23 protein-coding genes are annotated in these 18,378 nt (G+C 68.7%); 9 read left to right on the top strand and 14 right to left on the bottom strand.

Annotation, left to right across the window (positions count from 1 at the left end):
* Position 1: 1 nt before the first annotated feature.
* A complete protein-coding gene (locus L978_RS02705; protein WP_052193278.1) occupies positions 2-586 on the bottom strand; it encodes a TetR family transcriptional regulator in 585 nt (194 codons plus the stop codon).
* Positions 587-662: 76 nt separating this feature from the next.
* Between L978_RS02705 and L978_RS02710 the strand changes: the two genes are divergently transcribed.
* Positions 663-1,349 carry an energy-coupling factor ABC transporter ATP-binding protein gene (locus tag L978_RS02710; RefSeq protein ID WP_052193286.1) on the top strand — a complete coding sequence of 229 codons (687 nt, stop codon included), beginning with the start codon at positions 663-665 and terminating at the stop codon, positions 1,347-1,349.
* Positions 1,346-1,939 (top strand): CbiQ family ECF transporter T component, encoded by a 594-nt coding sequence (locus L978_RS02715; protein WP_047520011.1) that lies wholly within the window; start codon positions 1,346-1,348, stop codon positions 1,937-1,939. Before L978_RS02710 ends, L978_RS02715 begins: the two co-directional genes overlap by 4 nt.
* Positions 1,940-1,942: 3 nt before the next feature.
* Here the strand turns inward: L978_RS02715 and L978_RS02720 are convergent, their stop codons facing one another.
* The 4 genes from L978_RS02720 to L978_RS02735 all read right to left on the bottom strand — a co-directional run bounded on the left by L978_RS02720 (position 1,943) and on the right by L978_RS02735 (position 5,893).
* The gene (locus tag L978_RS02720) at positions 1,943-3,253 is read right to left on the bottom strand and encodes an acyltransferase family protein (RefSeq protein ID WP_052193279.1); all 1,311 of its coding nucleotides are present in this window, start codon (positions 3,251-3,253) and stop codon (positions 1,943-1,945) included.
* A 98-nt stretch (positions 3,254-3,351) separates the two neighbouring features.
* Complete coding sequence (locus L978_RS02725) at positions 3,352-4,023, bottom strand: response regulator (protein ID WP_047520013.1); 672 nt, start codon at positions 4,021-4,023, stop codon at positions 3,352-3,354.
* Positions 4,020-5,270, bottom strand: a complete 1,251-nt coding sequence (locus L978_RS02730) for a sensor histidine kinase (RefSeq protein ID WP_047520015.1) — start codon at positions 5,268-5,270, stop codon at positions 4,020-4,022. The genes L978_RS02725 and L978_RS02730 overlap by 4 nt, the downstream gene beginning before the upstream one ends.
* Before the next feature lie 5 nt (positions 5,271-5,275).
* Entirely contained in the window at positions 5,276-5,893 is a 618-nt protein-coding gene (locus L978_RS02735; RefSeq protein ID WP_047520017.1) for a DedA family protein, read from the bottom strand.
* A gap of 163 nt (positions 5,894-6,056) precedes the next feature.
* Here L978_RS02735 and L978_RS02740 point away from each other — a divergent pair, with 163 nt between their 5' ends.
* The 3 genes from L978_RS02740 (at position 6,057) to L978_RS02750 (ending at position 8,731) form a co-directional block, all read left to right on the top strand.
* On the top strand, positions 6,057-7,655 hold the full coding sequence (locus L978_RS02740; protein WP_047520019.1) for an ABC-F family ATP-binding cassette domain-containing protein: 1,599 nt from the start codon (positions 6,057-6,059) through the stop codon (positions 7,653-7,655).
* A 66-nt stretch (positions 7,656-7,721) separates the two neighbouring features.
* Positions 7,722-8,300 carry a pyridoxine/pyridoxamine 5'-phosphate oxidase gene (locus L978_RS02745; protein ID WP_047520021.1) on the top strand — a complete coding sequence of 193 codons (579 nt, stop codon included), beginning with the start codon at positions 7,722-7,724 and terminating at the stop codon, positions 8,298-8,300.
* The gene (locus tag L978_RS02750) at positions 8,297-8,731 is read left to right on the top strand and encodes a cupin domain-containing protein (protein ID WP_047520024.1); all 435 of its coding nucleotides are present in this window, start codon (positions 8,297-8,299) and stop codon (positions 8,729-8,731) included. The genes L978_RS02745 and L978_RS02750 overlap by 4 nt, the downstream gene beginning before the upstream one ends.
* Before the next feature lie 15 nt (positions 8,732-8,746).
* Here L978_RS02750 and L978_RS02755 read toward each other — a convergent pair whose 3' ends face one another.
* From L978_RS02755 to L978_RS19200, 4 genes are read right to left on the bottom strand one after another with little or no spacing between them, the layout of a single operon-like run.
* Complete coding sequence (locus L978_RS02755; RefSeq protein ID WP_047520027.1) at positions 8,747-9,559, bottom strand: SURF1 family cytochrome oxidase biogenesis protein; 813 nt, start codon at positions 9,557-9,559, stop codon at positions 8,747-8,749.
* The gene (locus L978_RS02760; protein ID WP_047520029.1) at positions 9,556-9,750 is read right to left on the bottom strand and encodes a hypothetical protein; all 195 of its coding nucleotides are present in this window, start codon (positions 9,748-9,750) and stop codon (positions 9,556-9,558) included. The genes L978_RS02755 and L978_RS02760 overlap by 4 nt, the downstream gene beginning before the upstream one ends.
* Positions 9,747-10,094 (bottom strand): DUF3099 domain-containing protein, encoded by a 348-nt coding sequence (locus L978_RS02765; RefSeq protein ID WP_047520031.1) that lies wholly within the window; start codon positions 10,092-10,094, stop codon positions 9,747-9,749. Before L978_RS02765 ends, L978_RS02760 begins: the two co-directional genes overlap by 4 nt.
* Positions 10,095-10,144: 50 nt before the next feature.
* Positions 10,145-10,792, bottom strand: coding sequence for a DUF4190 domain-containing protein (locus L978_RS19200; protein WP_156118211.1), 648 nt, complete (start codon positions 10,790-10,792; stop codon positions 10,145-10,147).
* A 139-nt stretch (positions 10,793-10,931) separates the two neighbouring features.
* Here L978_RS19200 and L978_RS02780 point away from each other — a divergent pair, with 139 nt between their 5' ends.
* Complete coding sequence (locus L978_RS02780) at positions 10,932-11,642, top strand: beta-ketoacyl-ACP reductase (protein WP_047520033.1); 711 nt, start codon at positions 10,932-10,934, stop codon at positions 11,640-11,642.
* Positions 11,643-11,657: 15 nt separating this feature from the next.
* On the opposite strand, the gene L978_RS02785 is transcribed toward L978_RS02780, so the two are convergent.
* The 3 genes from L978_RS02785 to L978_RS02795 are packed head-to-tail and all read right to left on the bottom strand — an operon-like array spanning position 11,658 to position 14,324.
* A complete protein-coding gene (locus tag L978_RS02785; protein ID WP_047520035.1) occupies positions 11,658-12,353 on the bottom strand; it encodes an alpha/beta fold hydrolase in 696 nt (231 codons plus the stop codon).
* A 44-nt stretch (positions 12,354-12,397) separates the two neighbouring features.
* A complete protein-coding gene (serB, locus tag L978_RS02790; protein WP_047520037.1) occupies positions 12,398-13,033 on the bottom strand; it encodes a phosphoserine phosphatase SerB in 636 nt (211 codons plus the stop codon).
* Positions 13,034-13,082: 49 nt separating this feature from the next.
* A complete protein-coding gene (locus L978_RS02795; protein ID WP_047520039.1) occupies positions 13,083-14,324 on the bottom strand; it encodes a glucose-1-phosphate adenylyltransferase in 1,242 nt (413 codons plus the stop codon).
* Between the two features lie 46 nt (positions 14,325-14,370).
* Here L978_RS02795 and glgA point away from each other — a divergent pair, with 46 nt between their 5' ends.
* The 3 genes from glgA (at position 14,371) to L978_RS02810 (ending at position 16,707) form a co-directional block, all read left to right on the top strand.
* On the top strand, positions 14,371-15,555 hold the full coding sequence (gene glgA, locus L978_RS02800; RefSeq protein WP_047520041.1) for a glycogen synthase: 1,185 nt from the start codon (positions 14,371-14,373) through the stop codon (positions 15,553-15,555).
* Between the two features lie 17 nt (positions 15,556-15,572).
* Positions 15,573-16,358 carry an ABC transporter ATP-binding protein gene (locus L978_RS02805; protein ID WP_047520043.1) on the top strand — a complete coding sequence of 262 codons (786 nt, stop codon included), beginning with the start codon at positions 15,573-15,575 and terminating at the stop codon, positions 16,356-16,358.
* Between the two features lie 91 nt (positions 16,359-16,449).
* Positions 16,450-16,707: a type B 50S ribosomal protein L31 gene (locus L978_RS02810; protein ID WP_047520045.1), complete on the top strand. Its 258-nt coding sequence runs from the start codon at positions 16,450-16,452 to the stop codon at positions 16,705-16,707.
* 80 nt (positions 16,708-16,787) lie between these two features.
* Here L978_RS02810 and L978_RS02815 read toward each other — a convergent pair whose 3' ends face one another.
* Together L978_RS02815 and L978_RS02820 are read right to left on the bottom strand one after the other, a co-directional pair.
* Positions 16,788-17,069: a hypothetical protein gene (locus L978_RS02815; protein ID WP_047520047.1), complete on the bottom strand. Its 282-nt coding sequence runs from the start codon at positions 17,067-17,069 to the stop codon at positions 16,788-16,790.
* A gap of 59 nt (positions 17,070-17,128) precedes the next feature.
* The gene (locus L978_RS02820; protein WP_047520049.1) at positions 17,129-18,376 is read right to left on the bottom strand and encodes an alpha/beta fold hydrolase; all 1,248 of its coding nucleotides are present in this window, start codon (positions 18,374-18,376) and stop codon (positions 17,129-17,131) included.
* Positions 18,377-18,378: the final 2 nt, after the last annotated feature.

Below are 18,378 nucleotides of genomic sequence, written 5' to 3' on the forward strand. Positions count from 1 at the left end.
CTCAGCCTCGGGGAGGCGTCGGAGTTGCCCGCGCGCTGAGTTCGCCGGCGAGGGCGCGGACACCGAGGTCGAACACCCGGTCGAGCCCGGCCGTGACATCGGGCTCCGGGGTGGGGAGCAGTGCTCCGTGACTGTCGGCGTGCATTCTCTGCTGGACGAGGGTGGCGTGGCCGAGGACGAAGTGCAGGAGGGCGGCACCACGCTCGTCGGCATCGATCGCTCCCTGGGCTCGCAGCGCCTGTGTCAGCGCAGACTGGGCGTGCGATGAGCCGAGCTGCAGGGCATAGGTGCTGAGCACCAGTTCCGCGCCGTCGCGATAGGCGAACAGGGCGTCGCGGATCCCGCGTGCGGTCTCCAAGACGTCGGTGCCGTGGAGGGGGATCGACGCCGTGATGCGATCGGCGAGTTCGGCGAGCAGCTCCTGTTTGCTCGCGAAGTGCCAGTACAGGGCACTCGGCTGGACGTCGAGCCGACCGGCGATGCGCCGCATCGAGAGGTCCGCGAGCCCGACTTCATCCAGGAGTTCGAGCGCGTTGCGGGCGACGCTGTCTCGATCGTGTCGTGCCGGATTGGGGTCGGGGGTCATGCGCCCATTATAGTGAACGGCGTTCAGGTGAACACTGTTCAGGTTCACTGGCGCGGCAGCGGAGGAAGCGATGACGATGGCAGGACGAACCCAGGTCGCACACGGAGTGATCGCGGTCGACGGGGTGTCGGTGGAGTTCGATGGTCGCTCCGTGCTGGAGGACGTCACGCTGGAGCTGAGCGCCCCCACGATCGCCGTGATCGGAGCGAACGGGTCGGGGAAGTCGACGTTCGTGCGGCTTCTGAACGGGCTGGTGGCACCGAGCCGCGGTCACGTGTCGGTACACGGGATCGATCCGCAGCGGGATCGGGCGGACGTGGGGTTCGTGTTCACCAATCCCGACGTGCAGATCCTCATGCCGACACCGGCTGAAGATCTCGCGCTCTCGGTGCGCGGGCGTCCGAAAGCAGAGGCGGACGCGCTGGTGCGCGCGGCGCTCGACGCGCATGGTCTGGCGCGCCACGCCGATGTCCCGGCGTCGAGTCTGTCCGGCGGACAGAAGCAGATGCTCGCGCTCGCTTCCGTGCTCATCACCGAGCCCGAGTTGATCGTGGCCGATGAGCCGACGACTCTCCTCGATCTCCGCAACGCGCGCCGCATCGGCGATCTCCTGCTCGCGCAGCCGTCCCAGGTGGTGGTCGTGACGCACGATCTCGAGCTGGCCGCGCGCTGCGAGGCGGTCGTGCTGTTCGAGGAGGGGCGGGTCAGTACCGTGGGCGAGCCGGCGACGGTGATCGAGGCCTACCGTCGGGCGTGCGCATGATCGCACTGTACATTCCCGGGGACGGCATCCTCCATCGGGCTCGTGTCACGTTCAAGCTGGCGGCCCTGGCGCTCGGATCCCTCGTCCTGTCGCTGTACCCGCATGACCCGCTCAGCATCACCGTATCCCTGACCGTCGTGGTGGCGCTGTACGCCATCGGCGGTCTCCCGCTCCGGGTGCCGTTCGTCGAGATCTGGCGTCTGCGCTGGCTCGTCGTCGTGCTCGGCGTCGCTCTGGCGGTCTTCGTCTCGCTCTCCGCCGCCTGGGTCAACACGGGGCGAGTCGTCGCCGTGCTCCTCCTCGCGAGTCTCTTGACGCTCACGACGCGAGTGTCCGACCTCCTCGCTGTGCTCCGTCGCTTCCTGCGGCCGCTCCACCGTTTCGGGGTGGATCCCGATGCGGCGGCCCTCACCGTCTCACTCACCCTCACGACGATCCCGGTGATGGCCGGGTTCCTCGAGCGCCTCCGGGAGGCGGAGCGCGCCCGTGGCGTGCGGTTGGGGGTGCGCGCGGTCGTCCCGCTGCTCGTGCTGGCCCTGCGTCATGCGGACGAGGTCGGTGACGCGCTGGCGGCCCGGGGTATCGGTTGACCTCTAGGCCGGGACGAGGACACCCGTTGCCGGTGACGGCGAGGTCTTCTCCTGGGAGCAGAGGCGGAGAGCGCTGAGGAGCAGTGCGACGGCGATCAGCGCGGTGGCCACCGAGGTGCCGAGCACCAGGAGCAGCACGACGCCGATCAGACCGCTCAGGACACCGACCACCAGCCGCGCTCGCGAAGCCGTCGCCTGCGGCGCGGGCTGTGCCTCGAACCGAGTGAACGCGACGGCGGCGAGTGCGGTGAGTGCCAGGGCGGTGACGAGCCAGAGCGGACGGCCCGCCCACCAGCCTGCGCTGTCGAGTGCGGGAAGGGTGGCCCCGACGGCCATCGCGGAGACCGCGGTGACGCCCGCCATCACGAGCAGCACGGGCATGTGCCAGAGGTAGATCGTCATGGTGCGGACGGTCACGAATCCGGTGAAGGCTGCGACGCGGGGCCGTCGACTGAAACGTTCGAGCCGCTCGCGGTGCAAGGACAGCAGGCTCGTGTGCGCGACACCCACGAGGAGGAGCGCTCCGGTCGGCGGATTGATGTTCGCGATCAGGTCGGAGGAGTAGAGGCCGGACGCGAACGTGGCGACGAGCACCAGCAACGCACCGAATCCGGCTGCCGCCCGCGTGCGCCTGCGGAGCGCGTCGATGCGTCCGTCGGCGAGGAAGAAGCCGAGTTGCTGCAGGGCCATCCAGACGAAGGCGAGGTTGAGGAAGCCGAGCCCTTCCAGTCCGGTCACGGCGCGCAGCACATCGACGGTGATCGCCGCCGCGACCAGCACAGCGATCGTGCGATGCGGAGCCCGCTCGTGCGCCGAGGCGAGCAGCGGGAGCAGTGTCTGGCAGAGCAGGAACACGCCGAGGAACCAGAGGGGTTGGCCGTAGCGGAATCCCGCGGTCGCGATGAGGTCGGCGGGGACCCCGGCGACCGTGAGCAGTGCCAGACCCATCCCGACGGCCGCGATCGTGAAGACGGCGGGCCGCAGCAGGCGGTGCAGTCGACCCGCGATGAATCCGATCGCCGTGCCTCCGCGCTCGCGCGTCCGCCGGTAGGCGAGGAGTCCGGAGAAGCCGCCGATCACGAAGAAGAGAGGCATCACCTGGAGCAGCCAGCTGAGCGGCGCGATCCACGCGGTGCCGTCGCTGGCATTGGTGAAGACAGGGCCCTGGTCGGCGACCGTGACGCCCACCATGATCGAATGCAGGAGCACCACGCCCAGCACGCAGAGCGCCCGGACGAAGTCGATCCCGGTGTCGCGGGCTGGGCGCCGGGGACGCGCGGAAACGGCGGCGTGCGGCGTCTGGACGATGGCCATGAGTCCTCCTCGGGAGCGGTGTCCCCGGAGACTATGGATGCGGTGACCGCGACGGCATCACCCCCGAGTGCCGTTGCGACCCCCTACGAGGGGGTGAGTCAGGACGACGGCTCGACCAGACCGGTGTCGTACGCCAGGATCACGGCGTGCACGCGATCGCGCAGGTTCAGCTTCGCGAGCACCTTGCCGACGTGTGTCTTCACCGTCTGCTCGGCGATGAAGAGGTCGGCGGCGATCTCGGTGTTCGAGCGGCCCCTGCCGATCAGGACGAGCACCTCGCGTTCACGATCGGTGCGTTCTGCGAGCGCGGTCGCGGAGCGTGGCGCGCGGGGGCGGCGGCCGGCGAACTGCTCGATCATCCGCCGCGTCACGCTCGGTGCGAGGAGGGCGTCTCCGCCGGCGACGACCCGCACGGCGTGGACGAGCTCTTCGGGCAACGCGTCTTTGAGCAGGAATCCGCTCGCTCCGGCCTCGAGCGCGTCGTACACGTAGTCGTCGATGTCGAAGGTGGTGAGCATGAGGATCCGGGGGACATGCGCGGCCGGGTACGACGGGCCGAGGATGCGTCGGGTCGCCTCGATCCCGTCGAGCTCGGGCATGCGCACGTCCATCAGGATCACGTCGGGATCGAGACGTGCTGCGAGGGTGACGGCCTCGGCCCCGGTCGATGCCTGTCCGGCCACCCGGATCCCCTCGTGGGCATCGAGGAGCGCGGCGAATCCGGCGCGGACCATGGCCTGGTCGTCGGCGATGAGCACGCTGATCGTCACGGATTCTCCTTGTCGGGGGAAGAGGCGGTGCCGCCGGGGGCGACGGGGAGGACGGCGTCGACATCCCACCCGCCGTCCTCCGCGGGGCCGGCGGAGAGGCTCCCGCCGAGGATCTCGGCGCGTTCCCGCATGCCACGCAGGCCGTAGCCGCCGCCGTGACCATCAGGACGGTGCGGCGGCGCGGCGTTGTGCACACGGATGTGGACGGTGCGAGCGTCCGCGTGCAACCGCACCGCGATCCTTGCGCCGGGCGCGTGGCGGACCGCATTGCTCAGTGCTTCCTGGACGATACGGAACGCGGCGATCTGCACGGCGGGTTCGGCGTTCGTCGTGTCTCCGCCTTCGAGCACGAGGCCGACCTCGACACCGGCGCGCCGGATGCTGTCGACCAGGGCAGGGATGTCGTCGATGCCCTGCTGGGGGGCCAGCTCGGCACCCTGATCCTCGGTTCGGAGGACACCGAGCATCCGTCGCATCTCGGTGAGCGAGCTGCGCGCGGTCGCGGCGATGTCGTCGAACTCGGCCGTCGCCACGTCGCCCAGCTCGGGGATGCGGTACCGCGCGGTCGACGCCTGGACCTGGATCACCGACATGCTGTGCGCGACGACGTCATGCAGTTCGCGGGCGATCCGGGTGCGCTCCTCGACGAGGGCGCGCCTGGCTTCCTCGAGCGCACTGTGCTCCTTCTCGCGCGTCAGCTCGGCGGCGACCCGGACGCGGCCGGCGACCAGAGCCGCGATGAGGAACATCGCGGCGGCGACCGCCGTCGTGACGATGAGGTCGGCTGTGGCACTCGCCGAGGACTCCGGCCGCGCCACCAGGTCGGGGCGGATGACCGGCGCGAGAAGCGACGCGATCGCACCGAGGAGCAGGGCGAACGCGCCGAGTCGTCCGCCGTGGACGAAGGTGACGACGCCCACGAAGAGCACGAACGTCAGGAGTGCGGGGACGGACCACGGCCACGGGGACTCGACCGCGATCTCGGTGACGACCGTGAGGGGCAGGGTGAGAGCGGCCGCCGTGAAGAGGCCGATGGCCGACGCCGGGCGGGAGAGTGCGAGCAGCGGCGAAGCGCACAGAGCGGCACCGAGGATGAACGACAGGGGCAGCGGTGTGCCGTACAACACGGTCTGCAGCGACACCAGGACGGCGTACAGCGCCGCGGCCGCCGCACCCAAGGCCACGAGGGTGGCTGTGCGGCGGCTGATGCGTTGGCGCAGCGGTGTGCGCTCGCGTCGGCGTGCCATGACTGTCATCCTGCCAGTTGAGCGGCCGGGGCGCGGCGGCGACGGGCTGCGGCGATCCGGTCGATCACGAGCCCGACGACGAGGGCGATGACGATCCCGAGGCCGGCGCTGAGCAGCGGCTGATCCTTGATCCAGGCACCGGCGAGCAGGCCGATCGCGAGGCTGAACACACTCCAGCTGGTGCCGGCGATCAGGCTCAACGGGAGGAACCGCCGCCAGGGGAAGCCGAGAGCGCCGGCGGACATGTTGACGGCGACGCGCCCCACCGGGATGTAGCGGGCGCCGAGGATCAGGGTGGCGCTGCGTCGGTCGAGTGCATGCTGGGCGTAGGCGAAGGTGGCGGCGACCCGGGGGCGCCGCATCCAGGCGAAGCGTGTGGTGCCGATCGCCCGCCCGATCAGGAAAGCGAGGTTGTCGCCGATCGCGGCACCGACCGCCGCGACCGCACCGAGGAGCAGGAGATTCCCCTCGCCCGTCGAAGCGGTGACGGCCGCCGCGGCGACGAGCACGGTCTCACTGGGCACGGGCGGGAAGAAGCCATCGATGACCGTGACCGCGAAGAGGACCAGGTACAGCCAGGGGGAGGCGATGGCCTGCATGATGAGCTCGTTGAGGATGTCCACTCGAGCACGTTATGCGGCGGGTGCGGCGGTGGGCATCCCTCCGCGGTATCGCCTGCGTCACTCTCCGGATTGATCTTGCTGAGCGAGGCCCCCGGCTACGACGCATATACTGGGAGGCTGGCCGATCGGCCGACCACCCTCCCCGAAAGAACGGACGTCCGCTGTGCTTGCCGTGCACGACCTCGAGATCCGCGTTGGCGCGCGCCTGCTGATGGAGAACGTCTCGTTCCGTGTCGCCGACGGAGACAAGATCGGACTCGTCGGCCGCAACGGGGCCGGGAAGACGACGCTCACCAAGGTGCTCGCCGGTGACGTCCTGCCGTCCGGCGGCAGTGTGACCCGCTCGGGCGAGCTCGGCTACCTGCCGCAGGACCCCCGTTCGGGCAACCCTGAAGACCTCGCCCGCACCCGCATCCTCGACGCTCGTGGTCTCGGCCAGCTGAACCTCGGGATGACCGAGGCGGCACTCGCGATGGGATCGGATGATCCCGCCGTGGCCGACAAGGCGATGAAGCGCTACGCGCGTCTGACCGAGCAGTTCGAAGGTCAGGGCGGCTATGCGGCGGAGGCGGAGGCGGCTTCGATCGCCAACAACCTCTCCCTTCCCGACCGCATCCTCGACCAGCCGCTGTCGACGCTTTCCGGTGGGCAGCGTCGTCGCATCGAGCTCGCGCGCATTCTCTTCTCGGACGCGCAGACGATGATCCTCGACGAGCCGACCAACCACCTCGACGCGGACAGCGTCGTGTGGCTGCGAGAGTTCCTCAAGGGCTACAAGGGTGGTCTGATCGTGATCAGCCACGATGTCGAACTGGTCGGCGAGACCGTGAACCGGGTGTTCTACCTCGACGCGAACCGCCAGATAATCGACACCTACAACATGAACTGGAAGAACTACCTGCGTCAGCGGGTGGCCGATGAGGAGCGCCGCAAGAAGGAGCGCGCGAACGCCGAGAAGAAGGCGACGACGCTGCAGCTGCAGGCCGCCCGTTTCGGCGCGAAGGCCTCGAAGGCCGCGGCCGCCCACCAGATGATCGCCCGCGCCGAGAAGCTGCTCGCCGGTCTCGACGAGGTCCGTCAGGAGGACCGGGTCGCCAAGCTGCGCTTCCCGAAGCCGGCACCGTGCGGCAAGACCCCGATGATGGCGAGCGGCCTCTCCAAGTCCTACGGTTCGCTCGAGATCTTCACCGATGTCGACCTCGCGATCGACCGCGGGTCCAAGGTCGTCGTGCTCGGCCTCAACGGTGCCGGAAAGACCACGCTGCTGCGGATGCTCGCAGGCGTCGATCAGCCCGATACCGGCCAGCTCGAGCCCGGTCACGGACTGAAGGTCGGGTACTACGCGCAGGAGCACGAGAATCTCGACGTCAGCCGCTCGGTGCTCGAGAACATGGTGTCTGCTGCGCCCCACATCACCGAGACCGAAGCGCGCAAGGTGCTCGGCTCCTTCCTGTTCACCGGGGACGATGTGCTCAAGCCGGCGGGGGTGCTCTCCGGTGGGGAGAAGACCCGCCTGTCCCTCGCGACGCTCGTCGTGTCGTCCGCGAACCTGCTGCTGCTCGATGAGCCGACCAACAACCTCGACCCCGCCTCACGTGAGGAGATCCTCGGAGCGCTCGCGCACTACGAGGGCGCGGTGGTCCTCGTCTCGCACGACCCCGGCGCCGTGCAGTCGCTCAACCCCGAGCGCGTGCTCATCCTGCCCGACGGCGTCGAGGACATCTGGAGCCAGGAGTACCAGGACCTCATCGAGCTCGCCTGACCGCCCTCACCCTGCTGTGCAGGTCGATGACGGATCCACTCGGCGACTCATGGCATAGTCGGGAGCATGCCGACTGAGCCGCGATCCCGTCCTTCCGAGATGAGTGCGTGGTTGCGCGTGCAGCCCTCGCTCACGGGAGCAGTACCTCCGGGTGAAGCCGTCGAACGTCCCGATGACCCGGTACCGCTCTTCCGGAAGTGGATCACGACGGCGGCCGCGACGGGAGTGCCGGAGCCGCACGCGATGACCCTGGCGACGCTCGACCTCGACGGCATGCCCGACGCCCGGACGCTGATCCTCAAAGACGTGGATGAGCGCGGATGGGCCTTCGCGGGTTCCCGCTCCTCGCGCAAGGCCGCCCAGCTCGACGCGCACCCGGTGGCCGCGCTGAACTTCTGGTGGCAGCCCGTCCTGCGTGCCGTGCGTGTCCGCGGGCGGATTCAAGAGGCATCCGTCGAGGAGAGCGCAGCCGACCTCGCGGCGCGTTCGGCCGAGGCCCGTGCCGGTGTGGCGCCCGGGGAGTGGGTCCTCTGGAGGCTCCTCGCGACCCGTGTCGAGTTCTGGCAGGGTGCGCCCGACCGGCACCACACACGAATCGTCTATGACCGTACCGACGCCGGTTGGAGCATCGAGGAGAAGGCATGAGTGACTATCAGGTGGTCGAGATCGGGGCGCTCGACGAGTGGCGTGCCCACCACGGAGGTTTTGACGCCGCCCGGGCGCGCGACGGGCGAAGGGTCGTGGATCACGAGCTGACCATGCAGTACATCGGGATGACGGCGAACGCGCTCGAACCGGGTGAGGAGGCCGGGTACTGGCACGTGCACAGGAAGATCGAAGAGGTGTACGTGTTCCTCGGTGGGCGCGGTCAGATGGGTCTCGACGACGACGTCGTCGAGGTCGGACCCGGAACCGTGATCCGCGTCGGTCAGGGCGTCGCCCGCACCTGGCGAGCACGACCGGACAGCCCGGGGGAGCTGCGCTGGCTCTGTCTCCGTGCCGGCGGCGAGGAGTTGCCTCGCTTTCCGGATGACAGCGCGCGTCTGCCGGAGCGGCCGATGCCCTGGGAAGACTGAGCACCCGCCCCGGGGTCACCGCACGTCGAGCAGCTCATCCTCGACATCGGCGTCGTGATCACGGCGACGCGGACTCTTCACGGGCGCAGGAACACCTTCGACCTCTTCCCGGTGTTTCACGATCTCCGTGCGGATGATGTACCCGATGAAGATGAATCCCATGAGGGCGAACAGGATCCACTGGATCGCGTACGACAGGTGCGGGCCGGGGTCATCGGTGGGGGAGTCGAAGCCTCCCAGAGACCCGGATCCTGCGGGATCTTCGCTGATCACCCGACCATAGGCCCCCGTGATCACCTCGCCGTCGACCTGCTCGGCGATCGAGGGCAGGTTGATCGTGGGCACCTGCCCCTCGGGCGCGCCACGTCCCGAGGCGGGAAGCTGCTCGCCCGGGCGCAGACGCACGGTCACCTCGACGTCTCCGTCCGGTGGTGACGGCACCGAGTCCGGCTCAGCGCCCTCGCCCGGAGGCACCCAGCCGCGGTCCACGATGAAGATGCGCCCATCGGCGTCACGGAACGGGACCAAGACCTCGAACGCGCTCGTCCCGCCGTGCGGACGGTTGCGCACCAGCAGCTCCTGATCGGCCAGATACTCACCCTGCAGCGTGACGGGCCGCCACTCGTCGTCGGGATCGAGTGCACCATCCTCACCGATCACCGCGGACAGCGGGACGGGAGCCGCGTCGTAGTTCTGCTCGACGAGCTCGATCTGCGCGGCGCGCGTCTCGTTCCTCTCGAACTGCCAGTTCGAGAGGAAGACGCAAGCGATCGCGAAGCCGATCGCGATGAGCACGTACACGGTCCAGCGGGTCAGGCGCCGGCTCATGCGGGAACCCCATCACGAACGGTCACCGGGAAGTCGCGCGCCGCCAGGTAATCGCGGAGGAAATCGACATGTGCATCGCACGCCAACCAGATCTTCTCGCGATCGGCGGCATGGATACGGGGATTGCGCCACACCACCTGACGGGTCGCCGCGCTCCGGCAACCGGCACGCGAGCACTCGAAGTCGTTCATGGTTCTTTGGGGCCTTCGTGGATCGTGAAGATCTGCGGAGCCGACGGTTCGGAGTCGAGCGGCGTGGGCCGCGGGGCATCGATCTCCCGCAGGGGGGATTCCGCGGTGGTCTCGGTGCTGTCGCTCCCGGCGTTCGCGAACACCACGGCGATGTAGGGCAGGACAGCGGCGGAGATGCCGAAGACCCAGGTGTACCACCCGTACGGCTGGACCAGCACCATGAGCCCGAAGCACACGATGCGGATCGTCATCGTCAAGGCATAGCGGCGCACACGATGGTCTGCCTCATCCCGCGGAGACTGCGGCAGTGAGGTGACGGCCGGGACTTGACGCGCGTTCTTCACGATGCATCCAGCCTACGCCGATGCAGACCCCTCGGATGCCCTTCGGGGACTCAGCCGGCGAAGATGAACGGCAGGCTGAAAGCCCCGAGGAACAGGAAGCTGATGATCGTGCTGACCAGGATGAACACGCCCACGCCCACCACCGCATAGCCGAGGATCAGCCCGGCGATCGCCATTCCCCGGCCACCGATTCCCGGATTGCGCTTGGTCTGTCCGAGCGCCATGTGACCGGTGATGACCGCCGCGACGGATGCCAGGAGCGGGATGACCGCCCAGAAGAGCACGATGCCGGCGAGGCCGCAGACCAACGAGGTGACGGCCAGGGGGCTGGCGGGGCGCGACACGACGACGGGGTACACGGGCGTTGAAGGAGGGCCGTAACCGGGCTGGACGGGCGCCGCTCCCCATCCGGGTTGCGACGGAGCGACGCCGTATCCCGGCTGCGCGGGTGGGGCGTACCCCGGCTGCGGCGGCGGGGCGTAGCCGGGCTGGGGCGGCGGGCCGTATCCAGGCACCGGGGACGCGGCAGGGGCGGTTCCGGGGAACGGTGCCGCAGGGGGCGTGTACGACGGTGCGGGGCCGGGACCGCTCTGCGGGGGCGGAGCGATCGGCGGCGCAGACGGTGCGGGCGGAGCGGGCGGTGGCGGCGGGCTGTCCGGCGTCTCGTCTCCGGGAGAGGGGGTGCGGTTGTCGCTCACGAGGAAGCCTTTCGTCGATTTCAGATTCCCAGCATGCAGAGTGTCTGTCAACGCGGTGCCGCGGCCGGCGTCGGCAACATCGGTAGGATCGATGACGGCCCGGAACCCCGCGCCACCGGCCCAGATCAGGAGTGTCCCCATGAGCGCTGAGCGCGTCGTCCTCGTCACCGGCGGCAATCGCGGCATCGGCCGCGCGATCGCAGAGCGCTTCGTGCGCGAGGGATACCGCGTCGCCGTCACCGCGCGCAGCGGCGAGGGCCCTGAAGGCACCCTCACGGTCCGTGCGGACGTGACCGACGCCGCAGCGATCGACGCCGCGTTCACCGAGGTGGAGCAGCAGCTCGGTCCGATCGAGATCGTCGTCGCGAACGCGGGGATCACGAAGGACACGTTGTTGCTGCGCATGAGCGAGGACGACTTCGACAGCGTCGTGGCCACCAACCTGGGCGGGACGTTCCGCGTGGTCAAGCGCGCCTCGAAGGGGATGCTTCGGGCTCGCTTCGGCCGGATCATCCTGATCTCCAGCGTGGTGGGTCTGTACGGCTCCGCGGGGCAGGTCAACTACTCCGCGTCCAAGAGCGCACTGGTCGGCTTCGCCCGCTCGATCACGCGCGAGCTCGGTGCTCGCGGCATCACGGCGAACGTCGTCGCTCCCGGGTTCATCGAGACCGACATGACCGCGGAGCTCCCGGAGGAGACGCAGAAGCAGTACAAGGCGAACATCCCGGCTGCCCGTTTCGCCACGCCGGACGAGGTCGCCGGTGTGGTGACGTGGCTCGCCGGCGACGATGCCGGCTACATCTCCGGTGCGGTCATCCCCGTCGACGGCGGTCTCGGGATGGGGCACTGACGCATTCCGAGAGCATCACCGCGCGATCGCGGCGTTGAGGAGCCCGCCCAGCCGCTCCGGCACGGAGAACTGCGGCCAGTGGCCGGATCCGATGCGGACGACTTCGGCTGACTCGATCGCGTGGAACTCGTCGGCGAACGGGCCCCACTGCTCGATCACCTTCTCGAACGCGGACTGATCGAGGTCGCCCATCAGCAGAGTCACCGGCACACGGTAGCGCGCCGGATCGCGGAGCGCGATGCCGTCCGTCGGCACCCGTGCAGGGACGCTGTGCGTGAGCGGTGCGGTCCGTGCGCGGGTGGCCTCATCGAGGTCGTTGACGTCTTCGTCGGGGAAGTGATCCCATCCCGGGAACGGCACGACACCGTCGACGACGTCGAACTCGCTGATCCCGTGTCCGTCCGCGGGCGGCGCCGTGTCGACGAAGATCACGCGGCGCACCCGGTCGGGGCGAGCGTCTGCGACACCCCAGGCGACATTGCCGCCGCCGCTGTGCCCGACGACCACGACGTCCCCGTCGACGGCATCGACGGCGGAGGCGGCGGCAGCGATCCACTCGGCGATGCCGATCTCGGAGGAGACGGATGCGTCTTCGCCGAGTCCGGGCATGCTGAGCGGGTGCACCCGATGACCTGCCTCCTCCAGCGCCGGGATCACGTCGTCCCAGCTGGATGCGTCGAGCCAGAGTCCGGGAATGAGGATGATGTCCATGAGCCGACGCTAGTGGCGGGTTCGGACAATCGCCAGGAGTTCTCCTACGGAAGCAGCGCGATGACCTCGGAAAGGTCCTGCGGGCCGATCACGAGGCTCGCCGCCTCACGGACCGCGGGCTTCGCGTTGAAGGCCAGACCGAGCCCGGCGACGGCCATCATCGCCAGGTCGTTGGCACCGTCACCGATCGCGATCGTGGCGTGTGGCGCGACCCCGAGCTCGGCCGCCCACTCCTGGAGGGAGCGCGCCTTCGCCGCCCCGTCGACGATGTCTCCGTCGACGTGACCGGACAGCGAGCCGTCGACCACCTCGAGCCGGTTCGCCCGCCAGCGGTCCACGCCCAGGTCGGGCGCCACCACGTCGAGGATCTCGTGGAAGCCTCCGGAGACGACGCCGACGACACCGCCGCGGGCGCGGACGGCGGCGGTGAGTTCGCGCACGCCCGGGGTGGGTTCGATCCGCGCGCGCACACGATCGAATGCCGACACCGGAACGCCCTTCAGCGCGGCGACCCGGGAACGCAGGCTCGTCGCGAAGTCGACCTCGCCGCGCATCGCCGCCTCCGTGGCAGCCTGCACCTCGTCGCGCCGTCCGGCCTCGTCGGCGAGCAGTTCGATCACCTCATTGCGGATGAGGGTGGAATCGGCATCGAGGACGACGAGGAATCGTGCGGCAGTCACTCGTCGAGCCTATCCATCACCCGGTGGGTCGACGCGCCGCGTGACGTCTTCAGCGTTCGATGAAGACGCCCTTGCCGACCACCGTGATGCCTGATTCCGTCACCGTGAAGCCACGAGCGAGGTCGCGCTCCCGATCCACGCCCACCGTCGCGCCGTCGGCCAGCACCACGTTCTTGTCGAGGATCGCACGATGCACGCGGGCTCCTTGACCCACCTGGACGTGGTCGAACACGACCGAGTCGGTGATGGTCGACCCACCACCGGCGAGCGTCCACGGTCCGACGACGCTGCGTTCGAGATGGGTCCCCGAGAGCACGGATCCGAGCGACACGATCGAGTCGATCGCGTTGCCGATCCGCCCGACGGAGTCGCGCACGAACTTCGCCGGAGGCGAATTGACCGCCTGCGAGTGGATGGGCCACTCCATGTTGTAGAGGTTGAACACGGGCAGCGTCGAGATCAGGTCACGGTGCGCGTCGAAGAAGGAGTCGATGGTTCCGACATCGCGCCAGTACGAGCGGTCACGCGGGGAGGAACCGGGAACCTCGTTCTGTTTCATGTCGTAGTACCCGGCCTCGCCCCGGTCGACGAAGTAGGGGACGATGTCGCCGCCCATGTCGTGGCCCGAGGTGGGTGATTCACCGTCGGCCTCGACGGCCGCGATGAGCGCATCGGCATCGAAGATGTAGTTGCCCATCGAGGCGAGCACCTCGTGCGGCGAGTCCTCGAGACCGGCGATGTCGGTCGGCTTCTCGAGGAACTGCTTGATCCTGCCCGACTCCGCGTCCGCATCGATCACGCCGAACTGCGAGGCGAGGGCGAGCGGCTGGCGGATACCCGCGACAGTCGCCTTCGCCCCGGAAGCGACATGGGCCTCGAGCATCTGCCGGAAGTCCATCCGGTACACGTGGTCGGCGCCGATGACCACGACGATGTCGGGCTTCTCGTCGTTGATCAGGTTCATGCTCTGCAGGATCGCGTCGGCGGAGCCGGAGAACCAGCGCTTGCCGAGGCGCTGCTGCGCGGGGACCGAGGCGACGTAGGAGTCGAGGAGGGCCGACATGCGCCAGGTCTGCGAGATGTGGCGATCGAGGCTGTGGGACTTGTACTGCGTCAGCACGACGATCTGTCGCAGACCGGAATTGATGAGGTTCGAGATCGCGAAGTCGATGAGTCTGTACTGTCCGCCGAACGGCACCGCCGGTTTCGCGCGATCCGCGGTGAGAGGCATGAGTCGCTTGCCCTCGCCGCCGGCGAGGATGATCCCGAAAACCTTCTTTGGAGCGGACATGGCTCCACCATAGATGCGTTCACGGCTGCTGTACTAGCGTTCAGACATGCGAGTCGAAATGATCACGAAGGAGTACCCGCCCGCGGTCTACGGCGGTGCCGGCGTGCACGTCGCGGAACTGGTCGCTGCGCTCCGCGAGCACGTCGATGTGCGGGTGCGTGCGTTCGGCGAGCCGCGCGAAGAAGCGGGTACGTTCGCCTATCGCACGCCTGTCGAGCTCACTGATGCCAACGCTGCGCTGCAGACGCTGGGGACGGACCTCGAGATCGTGTCAGCGATCACCGACGCCGACCTTGTGCACAGCCATACCTGGTACGCGAACTTCGCCGGTCATCTCGCCTCTCAGCTGCACGGCATCCCGCACGTGCTCACCGCCCACAGCCTCGAGCCCCTGCGCCCGTGGAAGGCCGAACAGCTCGGAGGGGGCTACGCCATCTCCAGCGGCGTCGAACGCCTCGCCTACGAGAACGCCGCCGCCGTGATCGCCGTGAGCGCCGGCATGCGGGAGGACATCCTGCGCAGCTACCCCCAGGTGGATCCCGCGAAAGTGCGCGTGATCCACAACGGCATCGATGTCGAACGCTGGCGGCCGGTGCAGGACGAGGCGTTCCTTCGATCGATCGGGATGGATCCCTCGCGACCGTCCGTGGTCTTCGTCGGGCGCATCACTCGGCAGAAGGGGTTGCCGTATCTGCTCCGGGCCGCGCAGCTGCTCCCGCCTGAGGTCCAGCTCGTGCTGTGCGCCGGGGCCCCGGACACTCCGGAGATCATGGCGGAGGTGCAGGAGGGGGTGCGGATGCTCCAACAGAGTCGCGACGGAGTGATCTGGATCGAGCGGATGCTGCCGCGCGATGAGCTCTCCGCGATTCTCACCGCTGCCACGACGTTCGTGTGCCCCTCGGTGTACGAGCCTCTGGGCATCGTGAATCTCGAAGCGATGGCCTGTGGAGCAGCCGTCGTCGGCACCGCGACCGGGGGTATCCCCGAGGTGGTCGCGGATGGGCGCACGGGTCGGCTCGTGCCGATCGATCAGGTGCAGGACGGTACCGGCACGCCGGTCGACCCGGACCGCTTCGTCGCGGATCTCGCCGCTGTGCTCACCGAGGTGGCCATGGATCCGGAGCGGGCGCGGGCCTACGGCGAGGCCGGGAGGGAGCGTGCACGCAGCGACTTCAGCTGGGCATCGATCGCGGAGACGACGCGCGCGCTCTACGCGGAGCTGACGCCCTGAGCCGATAGGCTGGGACCATGCCGAGTGCTCTGGAATTCACCGACGTCGTCGTGCGCCGTGAGGGGCGCAACATCATCGATCACGTGACCTGGGAGGTCGACGACGATCAGCGATGGGTGATCCTCGGCCCGAACGGCGCGGGCAAGACGACGCTGCTGCAGCTCGCCGACACGCTCATGCACCCGACGTCGGGAACCGTGACCGTGCTCGGGGAGACCCTGGGGCGCACCGACGTGTTCGAGGTGCGTCCGCGCATCGGATTCGCGTCGTCGGCGATGGCCAAGCGTGTCCCTCGTGACGAGACGGTCCTCAACACCGTGCTCACCGCTGCGTACTCGGTGCTCGGCCGCTGGAACGAGAACTACGAGGACATCGACGAGCGTCGGGCCCTCCGCGTTCTCGGCGACTGGCGTCTCGACCACCTGGCCGACCGCACCTTCGGAACTCTGAGCGACGGAGAACAGAAGCGCGTGCAGATCGCGCGTGCGGTGATGACCGACCCGGAGCTCCTGCTGCTCGACGAGCCGACGGCGTCCCTCGACCTCGGTTCGCGGGAGGAGCTTCTGGCGCTGCTCAGCGGATACGCATCGTCGCCGACCACCCCGGCGATGCTCATGGTCACGCACCATGTGGAGGAGATCCCCGTGGGCTTCACCCACGTGATGCTGATCCGTGAGGGTTCCGTCGTCGCGGCGGGCCCCATCGGCGAGACGCTCACGGCCGAGACCCTGACCGAGGCGTTCGGCATGCCCATCGTGCTCAGCAGCGAAGACGGCCGCTACGCCGCCCGCGCAGCTGCGTGACCAGCGTCTGATAGAATCGACCCTTGGTGCTCTCTGCACCGCAGACTTCCCTCGTCCCTGGCACAATCCAGGGCAGCAACTAAGGAATCCCATGAAGACTGACATTCACCCCGACTACCAGGCAGTCGTGTTCCGCGACCTCGGCTCGGGCGAGACGTTCCTCACCCGTTCGACCGTCACCAGCGACAAGACCATCGAGCTGGACGGCGTGGAGTACCCGGTGATCGACGTCGAGATCTCCTCGGCATCGCACCCGTTCTACACGGGCAAGCAGCGCATCATGGACTCGGCTGGTCGCGTCGAGAAGTTCAACCAGCGCTTCAAGGGCTTCGGCGGCTCGTCCAAGTAACGACTGCCACGACGAAGGCCCCATGCTCCTCGGAGCGTGGGGCCTTCTTCGTGCTCGGACGTGTGCGTCGGATCCGGTCGTCAGATGTCGAGCCGGATCCGGCCGTCGTCGATCGTGTCCGGAGGATCGCCCGGGGATGGGGCCGGGGCGGTCCGCTGCGTCTGACGGTCGCGCTCGATACCCGCCTCGTGCGCAGACGGCGACCAGACGGCATCGAACGCGCCGCCGAGGCCCCCTCCGCCGGATTCGTACTTCTTCTCGATCGGTATCCGCGAGAAGCCGAACGCGATGGCGACGATGACGGCGGAAAGCAGGAGCAGCAGCACGCCGACCGTGACGAGCACGCCCACACCCTCTTCCATGCCCTCCAGGGTAGACGGCAGCGGGAACGAGGGCATCCGCCCCGAGGGGGAGGAGTCGCTCAGCGCAGACGGCGTCCGTGGGCCAGGTCGATCAGGCGCGACAGTACCGGCCCGGAGCGGAGTCCGTTGTGCTCGTGTTCGCTCGTCACCCACAGCGTGACGTCGGGAAGCAGGCGTGCCGTCTCGAGGGAGAACTCCATCGGGACGTAGACGTCGTTGACGTAGACCGCGGCGGCGCCCGTCGCTCCGGATGTGGCGATCGCGTCTGCGTCGTAGATGCTCGGCCACTCGTGCTCCGCGAGCGCGAGGGCGACGTCGCGCCACGGCCGGAAAGCGGGCACCGTCTCGGTCCACTCGCGACGGATGTGCTCGCCCGTGAACAACGTCGGGTCGTCGCGGAAGTCGGAGGGCTCGGTGCGTTCAGCCGACCACCGCGTGGCGTGTCCGTCGGCGTAGCTCGACTCGTGAAAGGCGAAGTAGAGCGGGTTGCGGCCATCGAAGGGCATCGCGTGCATCAGGTCGTACCGGAAGGCGTTTGAGGACGGGTCACGTTCCAGAATCGACCACACCGTCTGCCAGCCGTCGTCGGTGCCGAGAGCGGATCCCAGCGACCGCAGCCGCGAGCGTGAGACGACTTCTCCATCGGGCAGGACGATGTCTCCGGCATCCGCACGTTCGACGAGGCGCCGCATCACGTCGCGATGCTCGGGGAAGCGGCGGTAGTAGCGCTCCGAGGCGTCGCGCATCTTGTCGTAGCAGAGCGCATACACGTCGTCCGGGTGGCGCCCGACGGCGCTGAGGCCACCGGTGATGAACACGTCGTCGAGCGAAGAGGCGTCGGTGGAGAGGTACGCGAGGGTGGTGAAGCCGCCGAACGACTGTCCGAGCACGCTCCAGGTGGTGGCACCCAGGTGCTCCCGCACGGCCTCGCAGTCGCGCACGATCGCATCCGCGCGCAGGTGGGTGAGGTGCTCCGCCACGGCGTCCGTACCGCGTTCCAGGTCGTGATCTCCGACCGGGGTCGAGCGTCCGGTACCTCGCTGGTCGAGGAGCACCACCCGATAGTGCGCGAGTGCGCCGTCGAGCCACGCGGGCGCGGTCGAGGAATGGAACGGACGCGGCGCCTCATGGCCCGGGCCTCCCTGGAGGAAGACCAGATACGGGAGCGACTCTCCGCCGGCGCGGGAGACCACGCGGGCGAACACCTCGATCGTGCGGGGGTCGGAGGCGTCGTCCCAGACCAGGGGGACGGTGAGGGTGTGGTCCTCGATGGTGAGGTCGAGCAGCTGGCGGACGGTGGTGCTCATGG

This window comes from Microbacterium sp. ZOR0019 (assembly GCF_000800925.1).
In the GTDB taxonomy this organism is placed as follows: Bacteria; Actinomycetota; Actinomycetes; order Actinomycetales; family Microbacteriaceae; genus Microbacterium; species Microbacterium aurugineum.

What these genes read in the sequence shown, in the direction of transcription:
- L978_RS02820 (WP_047520049.1), bottom strand. Translation starts at nt 18,376, where the DNA reads ATGAGCACCACCGTCCGCCAGCTGCTCGACCTCACCATCGAGGACCAC.
- L978_RS02785 (WP_047520035.1), bottom strand. Translation starts at nt 12,353, where the DNA reads ATGGACATCATCCTCATTCCCGGACTCTGGCTCGACGCATCCAGCTGG.
- L978_RS02780 (WP_047520033.1), top strand. Translation starts at nt 10,932, where the DNA reads ATGAGCGCTGAGCGCGTCGTCCTCGTCACCGGCGGCAATCGCGGCATC.
- L978_RS02755 (WP_047520027.1), bottom strand. Translation starts at nt 9,559, where the DNA reads ATGAGCCGGCGCCTGACCCGCTGGACCGTGTACGTGCTCATCGCGATC.
- L978_RS02760 (WP_047520029.1), bottom strand. Translation starts at nt 9,750, where the DNA reads ATGAACGACTTCGAGTGCTCGCGTGCCGGTTGCCGGAGCGCGGCGACC.
- L978_RS02715 (WP_047520011.1), top strand. Translation starts at nt 1,346, where the DNA reads ATGATCGCACTGTACATTCCCGGGGACGGCATCCTCCATCGGGCTCGT.
- glgA (WP_047520041.1), top strand. Translation starts at nt 14,371, where the DNA reads ATGCGAGTCGAAATGATCACGAAGGAGTACCCGCCCGCGGTCTACGGC.
- L978_RS02795 (WP_047520039.1), bottom strand. Translation starts at nt 14,324, where the DNA reads ATGTCCGCTCCAAAGAAGGTTTTCGGGATCATCCTCGCCGGCGGCGAG.
- L978_RS02730 (WP_047520015.1), bottom strand. Translation starts at nt 5,270, where the DNA reads ATGGCACGCCGACGCGAGCGCACACCGCTGCGCCAACGCATCAGCCGC.
- L978_RS02805 (WP_047520043.1), top strand. Translation starts at nt 15,573, where the DNA reads ATGCCGAGTGCTCTGGAATTCACCGACGTCGTCGTGCGCCGTGAGGGG.
- L978_RS02815 (WP_047520047.1), bottom strand. Translation starts at nt 17,069, where the DNA reads ATGGAAGAGGGTGTGGGCGTGCTCGTCACGGTCGGCGTGCTGCTGCTC.
- L978_RS02705 (WP_052193278.1), bottom strand. Translation starts at nt 586, where the DNA reads ATGACCCCCGACCCCAATCCGGCACGACACGATCGAGACAGCGTCGCC.
- L978_RS02810 (WP_047520045.1), top strand. Translation starts at nt 16,450, where the DNA reads ATGAAGACTGACATTCACCCCGACTACCAGGCAGTCGTGTTCCGCGAC.
- L978_RS02720 (WP_052193279.1), bottom strand. Translation starts at nt 3,253, where the DNA reads ATGGCCATCGTCCAGACGCCGCACGCCGCCGTTTCCGCGCGTCCCCGG.
- L978_RS02745 (WP_047520021.1), top strand. Translation starts at nt 7,722, where the DNA reads ATGCCGACTGAGCCGCGATCCCGTCCTTCCGAGATGAGTGCGTGGTTG.
- L978_RS02750 (WP_047520024.1), top strand. Translation starts at nt 8,297, where the DNA reads ATGAGTGACTATCAGGTGGTCGAGATCGGGGCGCTCGACGAGTGGCGT.
- L978_RS02710 (WP_052193286.1), top strand. Translation starts at nt 663, where the DNA reads ATGGCAGGACGAACCCAGGTCGCACACGGAGTGATCGCGGTCGACGGG.